Annotated in this window: 11 protein-coding genes; 5 read left to right on the plus strand and 6 right to left on the minus strand. The window is 42.8% G+C overall.

The window, feature by feature from the left end; translation table 11 throughout:
• Positions 1-616: 616 nt before the first annotated feature.
• The 4 genes from V7L01_RS22720 to V7L01_RS22735 all read right to left on the minus strand — a co-directional run bounded on the left by V7L01_RS22720 (position 617) and on the right by V7L01_RS22735 (position 3930).
• A complete protein-coding gene (locus V7L01_RS22720; protein WP_335038705.1) occupies positions 617-1543 on the minus strand; it encodes a 3-keto-5-aminohexanoate cleavage protein in 927 nt (308 codons plus the stop codon).
• A 386-nt stretch (positions 1544-1929) separates the two neighbouring features.
• Positions 1930-3162, minus strand: a complete 1233-nt coding sequence (locus tag V7L01_RS22725; protein WP_335038707.1) for an NAD(P)/FAD-dependent oxidoreductase — start codon at positions 3160-3162, stop codon at positions 1930-1932.
• Positions 3163-3211: 49 nt separating this feature from the next.
• Positions 3212-3376, minus strand: coding sequence for a rubredoxin (rd, locus tag V7L01_RS22730; protein ID WP_335038708.1), 165 nt, complete (start codon positions 3374-3376; stop codon positions 3212-3214).
• Positions 3377-3735: 359 nt separating this feature from the next.
• Positions 3736-3930, minus strand: a complete 195-nt coding sequence (locus V7L01_RS22735; protein ID WP_289799327.1) for a hypothetical protein — start codon at positions 3928-3930, stop codon at positions 3736-3738.
• Between the two features lie 422 nt (positions 3931-4352).
• Between V7L01_RS22735 and V7L01_RS22740 the strand changes: the two genes are divergently transcribed.
• On the plus strand, positions 4353-4919 hold the full coding sequence (locus tag V7L01_RS22740; protein WP_335038710.1) for an SRPBCC family protein: 567 nt from the start codon (positions 4353-4355) through the stop codon (positions 4917-4919).
• A gap of 83 nt (positions 4920-5002) precedes the next feature.
• Here V7L01_RS22740 and clpB read toward each other — a convergent pair whose 3' ends face one another.
• Positions 5003-7621, minus strand: coding sequence for an ATP-dependent chaperone ClpB (gene clpB, locus V7L01_RS22745; RefSeq protein WP_335038712.1), 2619 nt, complete (start codon positions 7619-7621; stop codon positions 5003-5005).
• A gap of 1132 nt (positions 7622-8753) precedes the next feature.
• Between clpB and V7L01_RS22750 the strand changes: the two genes are divergently transcribed.
• The 4 genes from V7L01_RS22750 (at position 8754) to cruF (ending at position 15455) form a co-directional block, all read left to right on the plus strand.
• The gene (locus tag V7L01_RS22750; RefSeq protein WP_335038713.1) at positions 8754-9194 is read left to right on the plus strand and encodes a response regulator; all 441 of its coding nucleotides are present in this window, start codon (positions 8754-8756) and stop codon (positions 9192-9194) included.
• A 356-nt stretch (positions 9195-9550) separates the two neighbouring features.
• Complete coding sequence (locus tag V7L01_RS22755) at positions 9551-13783, plus strand: chemotaxis protein CheB (RefSeq protein WP_335038715.1); 4233 nt, start codon at positions 9551-9553, stop codon at positions 13781-13783.
• Between the two features lie 324 nt (positions 13784-14107).
• Positions 14108-14323, plus strand: a complete 216-nt coding sequence (locus V7L01_RS22760) for a hypothetical protein (RefSeq protein ID WP_190940623.1) — start codon at positions 14108-14110, stop codon at positions 14321-14323.
• Positions 14324-14555: 232 nt separating this feature from the next.
• Complete coding sequence (cruF, locus tag V7L01_RS22765) at positions 14556-15455, plus strand: gamma-carotene 1'-hydroxylase CruF (protein ID WP_335038718.1); 900 nt, start codon at positions 14556-14558, stop codon at positions 15453-15455.
• Positions 15456-15521: 66 nt separating this feature from the next.
• On the opposite strand, the gene V7L01_RS22770 is transcribed toward cruF, so the two are convergent.
• Positions 15522-17885: an NACHT domain-containing protein gene (locus V7L01_RS22770; RefSeq protein WP_335038719.1), complete on the minus strand. Its 2364-nt coding sequence runs from the start codon at positions 17883-17885 to the stop codon at positions 15522-15524.
• Positions 17886-18032 lie beyond the last annotated feature (147 nt).

The raw sequence follows: 18032 nt of genomic DNA on the forward strand, positions 1-18032 counted from the left end.
CCGTGTGCGACTTTTTCTTAAACCTAATCCCCAACCCCTTCTCTACAAGGATTGGGGAGCAATAATCAAAGCCTCTATTACTATGGGCTACCGTGTATACACAAGTCGTCCTCTACCCACATTTTTGTCATAGTGAAACTGTAACTCTGACCGATATCCCGCCCAGAACTGAAGTTCAGGGCTGATAGCTAAAGTCCACTAAGCGTGGACTAAATGATTAATTCAGTCCACGCTTAGTGGACTTGGGCTATGAGACTCGGAATTCATTCCGAGGCGGAATAGAAACGCAGTGCGAGATTTATTAACAAAGATATGGCTGCGGTAAGACTTGTGTGTACACCGTAGATTCCTATGGGGGAGCCACTGCGCCCTTGCGGTTTCCTGACTTAAAGCATGTGGCGTGAGAGGAATGGAAGCGAGGTTCCAAGAATAAGCCGCACATCGCGTTAATTAACAATTATGAATTATTTTGACATTCTTCCTTTTTTGTCCAAAGCCAAATTAAAGAACAAGCTTCTTGGCGATCGCGTACCTGGTTGACTGTGTAACACTTTACTTGAAGTGTCAAGACGCAAAATGAGTTGATAGTGTTAGCCTTGGTGCTAATTGTAGTTTTTTATACTGTAGCTTCCACTTTTGAAATACTAGCTTCAGAACGTGCTTCGATCTTCAAAATTTCTCGTGCCTGTGTTGGCGTTGCTACCTCACGACCGAGTGTATGCGCCATATCCACAACCTTTTCGACTAACTGACCGTTGTGCGGCTTCCCAAAGCGAGTATAAGGGTAATCGCCAAGTCCAATGCCAACATGTCCTCCTAGTGTAATTGCCCAGGATGCCAAAGGCATGACATCTCCATTCCAACACATCACTAGCCAAGGTTGACCAGAGGGTATAGAATCTAATGCCGCCTGCAAGTTAGGGAGTGTTGGTAAAATGCCAGTCGGCATAATTTCCCCAGTAAAAACTAACTCCCAAAACGTATTCCGTGACAGGAGTCCCATTTCTTGAAAACACCGTGCCGTGCGAATTTGCCCTATATCCCAGCAAGCGCAACTTACAAAAATACTGTGTTGGTTTAGTATCTTTAGTAGCTCCTGAATATGAGCGCGGGAATTACTATAAACTTGGTCGGATGTCTCAAACTGCTTTGCTTTCGGGTTCCAAAAGTCTACGTTAAAAGAGCCAAATTCTAGAGGAACCATGTCCACTCCCAGTGCTGGCTCGGCTTTTGCTGTCAAAATGTGGGCGACACGTTTCTCTACACTTCCTTGTGTTGCTACGTAGCCAAGAGTAGGATCGACAATCAAATCCGTTTTTTCTCGAATTCCCTGAATCACTTCAAGATACAGTTCGGCATCGTTAACCCACTTGCCACTGTTTGGTTCACGCGCGTGCCAGTGAAAAATAGAGGCTCCCGCTTCCCAAGCACGCACCGCTTCTCTAATAATTTCTTGGGGAGTGTATGGAAAATTAGGATTATCCTTACGATAGTCCATATCATTACAGCGACATTCGATGATGAGCGGTAATTGAGCGTTCATGTTCCGCCTCCTAAAATAAGCTTTATTTATAGGTTTTCGGTACTACCTTTCAGGGAATTTGCATTAACTCTCGGTGGTAGAACCGATAACCAGTCAGTTATGTTTTATTATCAGTGCGATCGCTTCTATACCTATTATGATTTTGCAAATGTTTATTATTGTCTGATTGTGTGAGCGCTAAGGGACTTCCAAATAAAAAAATATCCCATCGCTTTTAGAGCAAGGGGAGGAAAAGTCGTTTTGATTCCAAAAATTGGATAATTTATTTTTTGGAGTTCCCTAAGAAATTGCGATCGCACCTAATAGGTTGACTTTAACCAATGCAGCGCTAGGAAGTTTCGCCTTACTACGAACTCCCTTAAGCTGCCATAATCCCTGTAGCGGGACTAATCGCTAGTCGCCATTGCTATCCCTGCTAAATACCCGGTTGTCCAAGCACTTTGGAAATTAAACCCACCGGTAACGCCATCAATATCTAAGATTTCTCCGGCAAAATAAAGACCAGGAACTAACCGACTTTCCATTGTCTTGAAGTTGACTTCTTTGAGCTTGACGCCGCCACAGGTAACAAATTCTTCTTTAAAGGCTCCTTTACCGTTGATTAAATATTGTCCTTGAGTAAGTTCTTGCACCAGTTGATTTAAGGTTTTACTAGATATTTCTGCCCAACGGTCTTCTGTGGTAATGCCTACACGGGCAATGATATATTGCCAAAGACGATGGGGTAGATCGACGCCGCGATGCAATGCGATCGCTTTCTTTCCCCATTCATCCTTAACTGCTAAAACTTTTTCTCGCACTTGTTCTTGGTGCAAATTAGGCAGCCAATTAATCAATAATGTGGCTTGATAGCGGCTTTCGTGCAGAACTCTCGCACCCCAAGCAGAAAGCTTCAGAACTGCGGGGCCGCTCAAACCCCAGTGGGTAATTAGTAATGGCCCAGTCTGTTGTAGTTGGGATTTTCCGCCCCCCGATAACCGCAATTGCGCCGGGTTAACGCTAACTCCGGCTAACTCCCGCAGCTTTTGATCGAGAATATTGAAGGTAAATAACGAGGGTACTGGTGGTTCAATTTGATGACCTAACTCTCGGACAATTTTATAACCCGCAAGGCTGCTGCCGGTCGCCAGAAGTAAGCGATCGCATTTAATCGTCTCTTCCGACTTCAGAAGAATATCAAACTCCCCATCTGCTGCGGTCACCGAAGTTACATGTGTACCGATACGGAGTTTTATCCCAGATGTCGCCACCGCTTTAATCAGACATTCCACAATGGTTTCTGAAGTATTGGTGACAGGAAACATCCGGCCATCGGTTTCAGTTTTGAGATAGACACCGCGAGTAGCAAACCAAGCTACTGTATCTTGAGGCTGAAAACGAGTAAAAGCACCCCGCAAAGCTTTTGCACCTCTGGGGTAATTTTGCACTAACTCCTCAGGTGAAAAGCAAGCGTGAGTAACGTTGCAGCGTCCGCCACCAGAAATTAGCACTTTCGCCAGGGGTTGGCGACTGGCTTCGAGTAAGGTAACTTGGGCATCAGGATTGGCTTTAGCACAAGCGATCGCGCCAAAAAATCCTGCTGCCCCACCCCCAATAACTACGATTCGTAACGGTAGCAAGTTCTAAAATTTCTCAATAGCACGTACTTTACTAGGCTAGCGGTTATCTTCACTCTTCAACTACTTCAAATTGGTCTTTTGTAGCACCGCAAGTCGGACATACCCAATCATCTGGTATATCTTCAAAGGCTGTTCCCGGTGCTATATCGCTATCTGGATCGCCTACTTCTGGGTCATATTCATAGCCGCAAACAGTACATAAATACTTTGCCATGTTCGTTTCCCCTAGTAAATTGTTGCCATTGCTTCACTATTAAATACTTTTGGCAGTGAGTCAAAATAGGCACGCTACAATTCTTAAACGAGACTACGGCATGAAAATCAAACCGCTTTGCAAAGTCATTAGTCATTAGTCATTTGTCATTAGTCATTAGTCATTTGTCATTAGTCCAAGAGAAACCACTCCCTTGTGGACGTGACTTGAATTAGCCCGTAGTCATTAGTTTTTTTCGCCCAAGAGGGCAGAGGTATATACCAAAAACTCTTGTATCTTAGGCGAATGACCAATGACCAATGACCAATGACAAATGACAAATGACAAATGACCAATGACCAATGACAAATGACAAATGACTAAAAACGCCACCATGTCCTCTGGGCGTAACTGATAATCCCGATCGCGATCGCCCCTAGTAGCAGTAGCCAAATAATTCCACCTGGAATAAAAGTGAGAATACCAATACCTCTCAGTACCCAGACGGCAACACTAATGCCGAGAAGGATACCAAAAATCTGGATTAATCTACGATTTAAAGAAGATTGACTCACCTATTTTTCCTCTCAATTCAACAGACATTACACTTGATATTGACAATTAGATATGAAGTTATGATGAAGTTGCTGTTTCATCAGAAATAACACGTAAAATTCGAGAAATGCTATCCAGACGTTAGGGTAAGGCGCTTGATATTAGGTTGTGTTTGTGCCATCTTAGCTGTTAATAACTCAGTTTTTCATCTACAAATATTGCTCTAATAAAAATCACTTAAGTAGTAATTGTGTTAATTGTGATAAGAAATACAGTTTTTATAGTAAAGTGTCTGAAATAATTACCAAAAAATCACCATTCCAAGGTAAAAATAGGCATTACACTAGAACTAAAATTTAGTGGGTTGGATCTAAATCAAGTTTAATCGCTTGTAGATTTCAACTCAGTTAGGTGGATGAGTTGAGGAGTAACTAAAATCATTATGTCTGCGTCTTATATATCAAACTCAATTATTGTAGGTTCAGATATGGCTTGGAATCAAGATAAGCAAAGTTTACTGGTACAGGGTGAAATTTTGGTAGAAACGCGATCGCACAAAACCTGGGGTGGCGCGGTGACAGCCTGGATGTATTTGCCGATGGTGCGATCGCACGTTTGGCAGCAATTAACTGATTATCCTCGGTGGGTGCAATATTTTCCCGATATCACCAAGAGCGAGGTAGTACATAAAGGTGAAGTCAAACGTTTGTATCAAGCAGCACAAAAAGCCTTCTTCTTTTTCACGGCTCAAGTGGAAATTTACCTCAGTGTTGTAGAAGTGCTGGGGCAGCAAATTCAATTTCGCATGGAAAAAGGGACTTTTGAAGACTTTAACGCCAATTTAGAACTCAAAGATTGTGGTAATGGCACAATACTTGCTTATACCGTGCAAGCTACACCTCTGATTCCAATTCCATCTATTTTCATTCAACAAGCAATGAACTTAGAGTTGCCTGCAAATATGCGTAAAATGCGACAAGTGCTTTGTAAGAGTCAAAATAATTCGTAATTATTACTCCACGTATGTTTCACAAAAAAAAACGCCAAGACGCTCTTGCTTGACTTTGCGTCTTGGCGTGAGATTATCTTCAATTAGCTAGTAAATACCTCAGCAGGTAAGCGGCTAAAAGAAAGACGCTCATTTTGCACATCTACAAAGATGGTGTTGCCGTCGTTGAATTCGCCGCGCAAGATGGATTTAGCGATTTGAGTTTCTAACTCTCGCTGAATCGCCCGCTTCAGTGGACGCGCTCCATATACGGGGTCATATCCTACTTCTGCTAAAAAGTCAAGGGCAGCATCCGATAATTTCAGGGAAATTTTGCGATCGCTCAATCTTTGCCGCAATCTTTCCACTTGCAACAGCACAATATGCCGCAATTCTTTCTTATCTAAACCGTGGAAGATGATGATTTCGTCAATCCGGTTTAGGAACTCTGGACGGAAGCTATTCCGCATTGCTTCCATGACTCGACGGCGCATTTCGTCGTAGTGGCTGTTATCTCCGGCGACATCAAGAATGTACTGCGAACCGATGTTGCTGGTCATGATGATAATAGCGTTTTTGAAGTCCACCTTATGACCTTGGGCATCAGTAACGCGACCATCATCGAGAATTTGCAAGAAGATATTAAATACATCGGGGTGTGCTTTCTCGATTTCGTCGAAGAGAATCACTGAGTAAGGACGGCGACGAATCGCTTCTGTAAGTTGTCCGCCTTCTTCGTAACCCACGTATCCTGGAGGCGCACCGATTAAACGAGAAACGGCGTGTTTCTCCATATACTCCGACATATCGATTCGCACCAGCGCATCTTCGCTATCGAACATATATGCCGCCAGCGCTTTCGCCAACTCAGTTTTACCCACACCCGTAGGCCCAAGGAAAATAAAGCTAGCAATGGGACGATTGGGATCGGCCAATCCAGCCCGCGATCGCTGAATTGCATCGGCTACAGCCGTGACTGCTTCTTCTTGTCCAACTACGCGGCGGTGTAGTTCGTCTTCTAAATGCAGCAGTTTTTCTTTCTCAGATTCCACCAACTTACTGATGGGAATTCCTGTCCATTTAGAAATAATTTCCGCAATATCAGCTTCTGTGACTTCTTCTCGTAATAGTGATTTACCACTTCTTTGAGTGCTTGCCAATTCAGCTTCTACTGCTTCCAATTGACGATGCAAACTGGTTAAATTGCCGTATTTCAACTCCGCAGCCCGATTAAGGTCGTAATCGCGTTCTGCTTGTTGAATCTCTAAGTTGACCCGTTCAATCTCTTTTTTCACAGACTGAATTTTGTCAATGATATCTTTTTCAGATTGCCATTGAGTATTCAGCGTTTTTTGTTCTTCTTTGAGATCGGCAATTTCTTTTTCCAATCTTCCTAGACGTTCGCGAGAAGCGGCATCGCTTTCTTTTTGTAGCGAAAGCTTCTCCATTTCCAATTGCAGAATCTTGCGATCGATTTCGTCGAGTTCTTCTGGTTTGGAGGTAATCTCCATTTTTAATCTAGCGGCGGCTTCATCTACCAAGTCAATTGCTTTATCTGGTAAGAAGCGATCGCTAATATATCGACTCGACAATATCGCGGCTGCAACTAAAGCACTATCCGAAATCTTCACCCCGTGGTGGTTTTCATAACGTTCTCTCAAGCCACGTAAAATCGAAATACTATCTTCTACACTGGGCTGATCGACATAAACTTGCTGGAAACGTCTTTCTAGTGCCGCATCTTTTTCGATGTATTTGCGGTATTCATCCAACGTTGTCGCCCCAATACAACGCAATTCGCCCCGCGCCAACATCGGTTTTAACAAGTTACCAGCATCCATCGCGCCTTGAGTTGCACCAGCGCCGACAACGGTGTGAATTTCATCAATAAATAAAACAATATTGCCGCCAGATTCAGTAACTTCTTTTAATACTGCTTTCAAGCGTTCTTCAAATTCACCCCGGAATTTTGCTCCTGCAATCAAAGCACCCATATCTAAAGCAATTAGCTTGCGGTCTTTGAGGGATTGAGGTACATCACCCGCGATAATGCGCTGTGCTAATCCTTCGGCGATCGCCGTTTTACCAACACCTGGTTCGCCAATTAGCACAGGATTATTCTTGGTGCGGCGAGAGAGAATTTGCACAGTGCGACGAATTTCATCATCTCGCCCAATCACTGGATCGAGTTGACCTTTACGTGCAGCTTCTGTCAGGTCACGCCCGTATTTTTCCAGTGCTTCGTATTTGCCTTCTGGATTTTGATCGGTCACTTTTTGGCTCCCCCGAACTTGTTTAATAATATTTTTGAGTTTGCCTTCGTCTAAACCAAACTCTTGGAATAAAGCTTTGCCAAAGCGGTCATCTTTAGCGTAAGCCAACAATAAGTGTTCAATTGAAATATATTCGTCTTGAAACTCTTTGCGATATCCGTCTGCTCGATCTAGAAGTGTATCTAAGCTGCGTCCCAAGTAGACAGAACTGCTGCTACCGGATACTTTTGGCTGACGTTGGAAAAATTGTTCGGTGCGATCGCGCAGTTTTTGGAGGTTAACACCCGCTTTTGTGAGAATCCCTGTTGCTAGACCATCTTGTTCTAGCAGGGCTTTCATCAGGTGTTCGCTTTCAATTTGCTGTTGTTGATATTGTTTAACAATATCCGGGGTGTGAGCGATCGCTTCCCAGGCTTTCTCTGTAAATTGGTTAGGATTAGTAGGTTGCATAGGCTTTTTCAGGAACAAACCATATTAGACATCATAAAAGCGCAAAGCACTGCTGACCTCAGATCGGGGCGGTTTTCCGTAGGTTAGACTCCGAGGAAAAGAAAATTTTTGTTCTCATATCGTTATTGTAAGAAGATGAGCGCGATCGCCTAGATCGGTGTTCACGTCTTGTAAAAGTGGTATTTTCCCGTAGTTCCCATTTCTTATTTGTTATTCTCACTCATTGCACTTCACACGATACCTGAAGTTGCATCAAATCAAAATGATAGTCATAAAAATAGGAAGCGGAACGATAGTTATTAAATTTTCTACTTCGATATGCTGTAGTTAAGCTTGCAATCGCTCATGATATTGGTCGTCTATTTTGTTACTACCGTGCTGTACGATTACGGAAACAAATCCAAGCGAATCCATAGTTGTCGGGCTACCACTTGAGAAGCACTGTTTATCTCCAAATATTTTATGGTGACTTTTCGAGGGAAGTAATGCAATACGCTTGGGTTAAGGCTAAAAACTAAAAATATGGCACAACATATACGTACAGTAGTTAAAATCTTGTGTTAACTACTACTAGATAATAGATAAATTTTACTTAGCTAGACATAATATTGATGGCATTAGTTACTGAGCGTTGGAATAATTTAAATGTTTTTTATCAGAAAATTTATTGGTAATCTTATACAAATCATACAACTTATACAACTTATACGCTATTCAAACATTGATTTAAACATGAGCTTTAACAATAGGATGTTATGGTAAAAATTGTTAATAAAAATTTTACTTAGTAAACCAAATAAAAGGTTTATCTTGGCGATGTGGCCATGAAAGCTAGTGTCTTTAGTATATTAGTGGCCGCAATCAAAGCTGCTATAGAAATCCGATTTGATTACTGAACTTACTTGCATAGGGAGGGAACTCTTGACTCGAAAGAAGGGAATTAATATGTATCTAGCTTCGCAAGAATTAAATATGAGTCCTATAAGAGAGTTAGATACTTTGAAAGGTAATAGCACGTTCGCCGTTTTTGTGCCTACTGATAAGACCTTTATTGAACTTCAAGCCAGCACACAATAGATTCACTACTTAAAGACATTTCAAAGCTCAATAAAATCTCAATTTTGAAACTCTGATGCATATAAATAATAGATTTCCTACTCATCCTTCATTTCTTCAAGGGCTACGAGTACTCCTTGTAGATAATGATGTCAATTTCTGCAATTCGTTGACGCCGATGTTGCAATCCTATGGTGTGGAGGTGCAAGCAGCGTTTTTAGGAGAGCAAGCTCTGGAAATATTTGTGCAATGGCAACCTGATATTCTCTTAAGTGATATTTCCTCGCCAAAGGAGGATGGCTATGCTCTGATTCACCAAGTGAGAACACTTACGGGAGAGCGAGGCAAAGTAGTACCAGCGATCGCTCTAACAGGCACTGTAACAGAAGATATGTATCAACACGCACTTTTAGCTGGGTTTAGTCTATGCTTTGCTAAACCCGTAGTTATTGATGATTTTGTTGCGGTGCTTGGTATTTTAGCAATTGCTAACAATCCTCATCTTCCTGCTAGCTAGCTTTAATTAATGTCTCAGATATAGTAGTCTAACTCTTTAGAAGTAATGATATGGGTCATTTATTTGTGGAGATAATTATTTTTAAACCGCTAATAATTAACTTGATAAACGATAGGATTAATCTCACGATCTATCAAATGTATATTTTAACTCAATTAACTTTGCTTTTAAGTAGCGGAATTATTGGTATTGCATTTATTTTAGCTTCTTATTTATTGGCAATGACTTGGATTTAGGAAACTTACATTGTTTATTTAAGTTGTATTTAAACTATTATTAAATACAAGGCAAGTAAGTAAACTGACCTAAAATATAAACCTAATCTGCCAAACCATTGCAGTGCTAAACTTCATCCTATGACATCCGATCGACCCTTTGAGCAACCTGTATCTGAATCTACCGCTAGTGAAGCGTTCGACATAGAGCAGCAAGACATTGCAGATGCTTTATTTCCCATCGTTGGCATTGCCGCCTCTGCGGGTGGATTAGAGGCATTTACGGGGGTACTCAAGCATTTGCTTATCGATACAGGGATGGCATTTGTGCTGATTCAACACTTAGATCCTAACCATAAGAGTCTGTTGAGCGAGATTCTAGGAAGAACAACTCAAATGCCCGTCAATGAAGTGCGAGACGGCGTGACTGTGGAACCTAACCAGGTCTACATTATTCCGCCTAACACTAAGATGATGCTGTCTGGTGGGGTGTTGCAACTCACGCCGCGAGAGAAAGTTCATGGTAAATATATGCCTGCTGATGCGTTCTTTACTTCATTGGCAGCAGATCGAGGGCACAAAGCGATCGCAGTTGTTCTATCTGGGGCAGATGGAGATGGTTCGCTAGGGCTGAAGGCAATCAAGGCAGCTGGAGGCGTGACTTTTGCTCAGTGTGAAGACACGGCAAAATTCGATAGTATGCCCAATACTGCTGTTGCCACCGGGAATGTGGATTTTGTGCTACCGCCGCAAAAAATCGCCGAGGAACTCGTAAACCTCAGTCGCAATCCTTTTATTTCTAACTCTTTGCCACCGATCGCAATTGAGAAGTTGCCCGAACAGGGAGATGCCCTGGCGACTATATTTGTGTTGTTGCGATCGCAAACTGGCGTTGACTTTAGCCACTACAAGCCCAATACCCTCGATCGCCGAATCCAGCGGCGAATGCTGTTGTATAAACTAGAACGCTTGGAGGATTATGCCGAGTATTTGCAAAAAAATCCGGATGAAGTCAAGGCGCTCTATGAAGAAATTCTGATCCACGTCACCCATTTTTTCCGCGATCCCGAAGCATTTGAACTCTTGAAAGAGCGAGTCTTTCCTAGCATCATCCAGAACAAATCAGCAGAGTTGCCGATTCGGATTTGGGTAGCTGGGTGTTCGACGGGCGAAGAAGTGTATTCCATCGCTATCTCCTTGCTGGAGTTTTTATCGAATAAAGTAACCTCGCCGCCGATCCAAATTTTTGCCACAGACATCAGCGAGATAGCGATTGACAAAGCGAGAACGGGTATTTATGCAGAGAATCAAATGGTGGAAGTCTCACCAGAGAGCCGCCGCAGATTTTTTAATGCCCTTGAGGGCGGTGGATATCAAATTAGCAAAGCTGTCCGCGAACTGTGTGTGTTTGCCCGACAAGACTTGGGCAGCGATCCCCCTTTTTCTAACTTAGATTTAATTAGCTGCCGGAATGTACTGATTTACTTGGGCGAAACGTTGCAAAAACGGATATTGCCCATCTTTCATTACAGTCTTAACCCGACTGGCTTTTTGCTGCTAGGGACTTCAGAAAGCACAGGTAAATATTCGGACTTGTTTACTCTAATTGACAAAAAGTATAAAATATATAGCAAAAAGCTAACTGCAATTCGTCCAACTTTTTCGTTCATTACCAGCAATTATCCGATAGTAAAAGTGGACGAATCAAAGCCGACCAATGAGAATTCATCGGATGATTTGGACTTAGAGAAAAAAACTGACCAACTAATCTTGAATCACTATGCCCCAGTGGGTGTGGTGATTAATGACAAGATGGATGTGCTGCAATTTCGGGGAGAAATCGATCTCTACCTCAAACTTGCACCTGGGAAACCGAGTCTTAACTTATTCAAAATGGTGCGCCAAGGCTTGCTCATCGAGCTACGGGCAACAATTTATCAGGCACAACGGCAAAAAATTCTAGTTAGAAGAGAAGGGTTACAAATTGAAGAGGGCGATCTTGCAAAAATCATCAATCTTGAGGTGATTCCATTCAACCCTGGGACTGGCGAAGAACTCTACTTTCTGATTTTATTTGAATCAGCCCCACCCACAATTAATAACCCCAGCACAGTAAATCCTGAGAGCCAAGAGCAGTCAGACTTAGCGCAGGAGATTGTTCGGCTAAGGCTTGAACTTGCAACCGCCATCCAAGAGCGGGCTGCAACTCAAGAATATCTACAAGCGGTGATCCAAGAGCAGGAGCATATCAATCAAGACCTGAAAGTTGCCAATGAAGAAATCCTGTCGAGTAATGAAGAGTTGCAAAGCACCAATGAGGAGCTAGAAACTGCCAAAGAAGAGATTCAGGCAACCAACGAAGAACTCAACACCACTAATGAAGAACTTCGTAGTCGAAATCTGGAATTACATCAAGTTAACAACGATCTCACGAATTTGCTTGCCAGTATTAATATTCCCATTTTGATATTGACTTCGGACTTACGCGTTCGACGTTTTACGCCAATGGCGCAGCGACTTTTCAATTTAATTCCCGCCGATGCTGGACGACCTTTGAGCGATATCAGAGCGAATCTCGATGTTCCTGAGTTAGAAACTCTAATTTTGGAGGTACTTGACACACTCAGCATCAAAGAATTAGAAGTCCAAACTCTGGGGGGACATTGGTACAACCTCCGCATCCGTCCTTATCGCACCACAGAAAACCAGATTGACGGTGTAGTGTTGGTGTTAATAGATATTGATGTTCTTAAACGCAGTGCAGTAACGTTAGAACAAGCCAGAAATTACGCTGAAGCGATTGTGGAGACGGTACAAGTGCCGTTAATCGTCCTTGATTCTGATTTCCGGGTGAACAAAGCCAATCACTCGTTTTATGAAACATTTCAGGTTTCACCATCAGAGACAGCGCAATCTCTGATTTTTGAACTAGGAAACGGTCAGTGGAACCTGCCCGGACTGCGATCGCTCTTAGAAGACATTCTCGCCAACGATACCAGTATTCAAAACTTGGAGATAGAGCATCGTTTTGAGCAGATTGGGCAGAAAACCATGCTGCTCAATGGTTGGAAAATTATTCAACAGGGAGATGCCCAAATGATTTTGCTGGCGATTGAAGATATTAGCGATCGCAAACAGTTTGAGTTAGAGCGATCTAAGCTTCTAGCAGAGGAGCAGTCAGCCCGTCAACAGGCGGAAATTGCCAACCGAGCCAAAGATGAATTCCTGTCGAACCTCTCCCATGAACTTCGTAACCCGCTCAATATTATACTGGGCTGGGCACAACTTTTCCGTAACCGCGATTTAGATTCTTCAGCAGTCACTCGTGCCTGGGAAGTAGTGGAGCGGAGTGCTAAAGTGCAAGCTCAGTTAATCGATGATATGCTGGATGTATCACGGATTACGAGTGGAAAGCTTCATTTAAACACTCGTCTAATCGATCTAGTTTCAGTAGTGGATGCCGCCATTGAGTCTGTCCAAGTGTCCGCAGAGGCGAAAAGCATTGAAATTGTTTCAGACTTGAACTCGGCGACGGTTGTCGGAGATTTTGACCGTTTACAGCAAGTTCTGTGGAATTTACTTTCTAACGCGATTAAGTTCACTCCAGCCGGTGGGCGAGTGGGAATTATGCTCGAAGCTGTATATACTCATGCCCAAATTCAAGTCAGCGACACAGGAATTGGCATCTCGGCAGACTTGCTGCCATATATTTTCGATCGCTTCCGCCAAGGAGATTCCAGCAGCAGCAAAACAACTCAGGGACTTGGATTAGGCTTGTCAATCGTCCGTCATCTTGTAGAACTTCACGGTGGAACAGTTCAAGCGCAAAGTCCAGGTGAGGGACTAGGAACCACGATCGTTGTCAGGCTGCCTCTGCGCTTAATGCCACCGGAAATTACACCGCCAACTTATTTAGAGCCGATCGTTTTGTCAGAGACTCAGCCCACATTAAACGGTAAAAATCCACCCTTGAGCCTTGAAGGATTATGCATCTTAGCTGTAGACGATCAAGCGGATAGCCGCGACTTAATCAAGTCGATTTTAGAAAATTTCGGGGCTGAAGTAGTGGTTGTGACATCGGCAAGGGAAGCGATCGCTGCTTTAACTGAATCTCCTGGCAAATATGATGTGCTTCTAGCAGATATTGGGATGCCAGAGGAGGATGGTTTCTCCCTGATTCGTCAGGTGAGAGCGCTTGAAGCTGAAACTGGGGGACAAATTCCAGCAGCAGCAATCACTTCCTATGCCACCCAGCAAGAGCGGCAAAGGGCAATTGATGCTGGTTTCCAAACGCATCTAGCTAAACCGATTGAGCTTACTCAATTGGTATTGATGATTGCAAATTTGAGTGGACGAGTCACAGATAATTCGTAATGACGCTCCTGCGTCGCTAACGCTGCGCTAACGTAATTCGTAATTTGTAATTGAAAGTACTGTATTTGATTTTTGAAAATGCGCGGTGTCCAAATTCCCGACTTCTTTGAGAAGTCGGGAATTTAATTTTTCACGAATGATTTAGAATTGCCATATCAAATGTTTGAATAAACGTTTGAATTACGTATAAGTTGTATAGTCTCCACCTAAAACATTCTCAAGTTATAGATGATGTTTGACATCTTTACTTAAAAAGATACAAAACATATTTCATTTATTTTATTAAAACAGAAAGTATCAACTATGAATTGAGGAGTTTTACGCATGACTGCAACCTTCATGAAAATGCCAAAGTTTAGCAATACCCAATGGGTGAGCTTTGTTGGTGGAGAAGGGATTGTACGCAGCTACACTCCTGAATCTGGCACATGGACGTATCTTATTGAGATGGCATTAGGGCGAGAGCCTGACTTTGGCAGAGTTGGTGCAGAAACCATGATACTCCTCACCGAGGCAGATTTGCGGACGACAGGCTTTTGACAAGGCTACAACCTAGTATTCCTCTCATCCGCTAGCTGACTTAGTGCAGGGTTGATTTAAATACAAACACGCAAGTATTGTTAAGGAAGATTTGAGCCAAAAAAGTGGTAATGCCTCCTGCAAATCTCAACTGAGGCTCGATTGTATTCAATGACTTTCTAAATATGTTCTTAAACATTTGGAACTTTTAGCAGCCGAGTAGCCGCGTGTCATATCTTGTTAAGGAATTATCATGAGACAACTTGTTATTGCTGAACGCGTAAGCCTTATTGGTCATATCGTGTCAACGGTATTTGGATTGGTAGGGATACTACTGGTTGTACCTAATGCCCAAGTAATTTTCAATTTATCCAAGGTTGGACAAACTGCCATGCAATGGAGTATGGCAGGAGGCGGTGTAGTTTATATGATTTTAGGTGCAGCAGGTGTTTTCTTGTATGCTATGCGGATTTTGGGTTTAGGCCGCGCCTTGGCATTTCTGTTGCCATCAGTATTTATTTCTCTAGGAAGTGAACTACTAGGAACCAGTACTGGTTTTCCATTTGGCCATTATAGTTACCTAAGCGGTTTAGGTTATAAGATTGCGGGTTTAGTCCCATTTACAATTCCCTTGTCGTGGTTTTATTTGGGATTTGTTTCTTACCTACTGGCACGCGCAGGTTTAGAAGTGGACAAAAAACCCAACTTGTGGCGGCATATAAGTGCGATCGCTTTGGGTGCTTTATTACTAACCTCCTGGGATTTTGTTCTCGATCCTGCAATGAGTCAAACTTCTCTACCCTTTTGGTATTGGCAACAACCAGGCCCCTTCTTTGGAATGCCTTACCAAAACTTTGCGGGGTGGCTGGGTACTAGCTCAGTATTTATGGCTGTGACTGCACTGTTGTGGAGAAATAATCCAATTGACTGGGAGCGATCGCAACTTAATATACCTTTTGCAGTTTATTTAAGTAACTTTGGTTTCGCTACAGTCATGAGCTTAACAGCTGGATTCTTTGTACCCGTGTTGCTAGGCTTGTTGCTGGGTGTAGCTCCCGCAGTGCTGCTGTGGTTGAAAGGCTCATCTACAACTGTCCCAGTTCCCATTGAATCACCAGAAATCTCTGTAGCTAGAGTCATTGCAGTGAAATGAAAGGGCATTGAGCATTGGGTATAAGAGGCAGAGGGGCAGAGAGGCAGAGGGGCAGAGGGGAAAAACTTACTGCAACTTTTCCCCTACTCCCGTGCTCCCCTGCTCCCCTACTCCCCTGCTCCCCTGCTCCCCTGCCCCCTGCCATTCCTGCTTGGAGAGTTCTTTTCTCGGCAACAACAAACTAGCTTCAATCTCCTGCCGCACAACGCCTGTTACTTCACAGTTGCTATTGAGGCAATCGAGAAGCAACTGATTGGCATCGTAATATTGTTGCAATACTTGCTGTTGCTGTGGGCTGAAGTGCCAGTGATGCTCAATGTTTCGATGCTTGGCGATCGCAGTTTTTAACTGTTCTATCCAAGCAGGATAACTTGTTTGCCACCATGTCTGAATGCTTTCTCTACTCTGTTTTGGATCGGGCAGTAGGTCTTTAAGTTGTTGTAAAGCTTGATGTAAGCCAGCATCTTGAACAATTACTAAAGCACTACTCAGAGCATCGTTGCACTCATAGACATCGGCAAAATTAGATTCGCATTCCATTACTAGGTTATCTAATGCCGCATCCAAAAAAATATCTCGCTCGAAGATGCAGACAAGAGCAAAGTGCGAGATCAGGTGAGGAGTTCGAGCCAAAGTAAAGTAAAACGCGCGAATTGCAATAGGCTGGGGGAGAGTGGCAAGGGACTTGTGACTTGCCCAGGTTAAAAATTTTTGCAAATATGGATCTTCAGCTACTAGCGCATCAACTTCTTGCTTCATCAATACTACTAAGAAATCTGCACTCCGCAGCATGGCAACTGTTAACAAAAAGATTTCACGCCACCTGGGTTCAGTAATATGAGTCACCAGACGTTCTAACGGTTGTTCTAATGCTTGTAAATTATAACTGGCAACGATTTTTCGAGCAGTCAGGTATTCTTGAAACGTCAAATAAGAGAAAGAGAAAATCCCCCGTACTCGTTCTGCTAGTAATCCATGTTGCAACTCTATCGCCTGAAGTACCCCTTCACTATCTAATTCCAATTCCTCTGGTTCTGTGGAAGCATTCGGCAAATCACCGATATAATCGCTAATGTATTGCTCAACAATGCGTTGTTCAAAAAAGTAATTACCCTGCTCAAATGTCGCGCTAGCAACCTGACTCAGCAACTTAAGTTTTTGTGGTAATGAAAAACCTTTGTACACTTCATCCCGCTCAATTGCTTTAGTTTCGTCCCATTTACCCAGCAGCAGGTCTAAACACTGCTTATAAAACGCAGCTTTTTGGGTTGGAAATTTGTTTTGGTGATGAAAAACCCAGCAGGCGAGATGCAAAAACAAGGGAGTGATAGCAAGTCTTTGAAATTGTAAATTTTCGGGCAAATTTAGTTTCTCAATAAACTCAAATGCCTGTTCTTGTTTATTTTGGATGTTCGTTTTTGTAACTGCTGTAAACCACTTCTGAGCAAAAGCAACAATTTGCTCTTGACTAAAAGAGGCAATTTCAACATCTGTAAAGCGTCTGAGGTTGAAAGCTTTAGCCGCCGTGCGGCAGGTAACGACAAACATATTCTTTTGATACTTTTCAGATAGTCTGCGAATCTCATTGACGACACCAATGCTCTGTTGATGGAGTACTTCATCTAATCCATCCAGCAACAGCAACACTCTGCCCTCCAACAACAAAGTTTCCAGCACAGATGGATCTGAAATTCCACAGGTGAAGAATTCTTTGCAAATATAGTTGAGTAAATGGAACTCTCCTGCAACTCTCGTTTCGTCGGCAAAATCTCTTAAGGTGACAAAAATAGGAACCCGATTTGCAGCAAATCTCCCTCGGTTGCATTGAATCGCCAGATATTGTAAAAAAGTGGTTTTACCTGCTCCCGGTTTACCCAACACCCGCAGCTTTGAGTAAGTTTGAACTGCTGCGATCCCCGCCACTTGTGTCTGGGATACTCCACCTAAACCAAAGCGATCGAATTCTTGTGATGTAAAGTTTTGCAAATCAGCAAACTCTAACCACTGAAGGCTGGCAATTTCCTCCAAAATGTTGACATCGATGTAAATGTCGTCGATTCTAACCGGGCGAGTAACATCTAATAACTGCAAAGTGCCGCACTGGTCTTGAATTTTGTCGAAGCGTTGCGATCGCACAAATTGTACTAGAGCATCAATATCCAAAAATTCAGCAGCACCAAGTTCTTTTGATTCAGGAAATTCTTCTGGAGGATTAGCCGCAATCTCCCGCCAATTCAACGACAACACAGAACAAATTTCTATAAAGATATAACGCTCAACGGGACGCCCAGTAAAAAACCGCCAAATTGGTTGGCGAGTCTTTAAGTTGACTTCAAAAGCCAAATCGTCTTGTGTCCACCCTTTATGAGCAAACGCTTTTTTGGCTTGTTCAATCCCGGTAACTGATGCTTCGAGCGATCGCTTTACCATAGAAGCTTACACACATCAAATAAGAATTATTCAATTTGACATTATTGCAACATACAGTTTCGGAACTACTTAGAAAGTAAGTTAGCTATTTTTGCTATTTTTAAATACTAATGATTTCATTTAAAGCATCTTCAGCCAATGTCCTGT

The sequence above is a fragment of the Nostoc sp. genome (assembly GCF_036917095.1).
In the GTDB taxonomy this organism is placed as follows: domain Bacteria; phylum Cyanobacteriota; class Cyanobacteriia; order Cyanobacteriales; family Nostocaceae; genus Nostoc.

Coding starts and splice junctions, on each gene's coding strand:
- V7L01_RS22720 (WP_335038705.1), bottom strand. CDS start 1,543: ATGAACGCTCAATTACCGCTCATCATCGAATGTCGCTGTAATGATATG.
- rd (WP_335038708.1), bottom strand. CDS start 3,376: ATGGCAAAGTATTTATGTACTGTTTGCGGCTATGAATATGACCCAGAA.
- V7L01_RS22740 (WP_335038710.1), top strand. CDS start 4,353: ATGTCTGCGTCTTATATATCAAACTCAATTATTGTAGGTTCAGATATG.
- clpB (WP_335038712.1), bottom strand. CDS start 7,621: ATGCAACCTACTAATCCTAACCAATTTACAGAGAAAGCCTGGGAAGCG.
- V7L01_RS22750 (WP_335038713.1), top strand. CDS start 8,754: ATGCATATAAATAATAGATTTCCTACTCATCCTTCATTTCTTCAAGGG.
- V7L01_RS22755 (WP_335038715.1), top strand. CDS start 9,551: ATGACATCCGATCGACCCTTTGAGCAACCTGTATCTGAATCTACCGCT.
- V7L01_RS22760 (WP_190940623.1), top strand. CDS start 14,108: ATGACTGCAACCTTCATGAAAATGCCAAAGTTTAGCAATACCCAATGG.
- cruF (WP_335038718.1), top strand. CDS start 14,556: ATGAGACAACTTGTTATTGCTGAACGCGTAAGCCTTATTGGTCATATC.
- V7L01_RS22770 (WP_335038719.1), bottom strand. CDS start 17,885: ATGGTAAAGCGATCGCTCGAAGCATCAGTTACCGGGATTGAACAAGCC.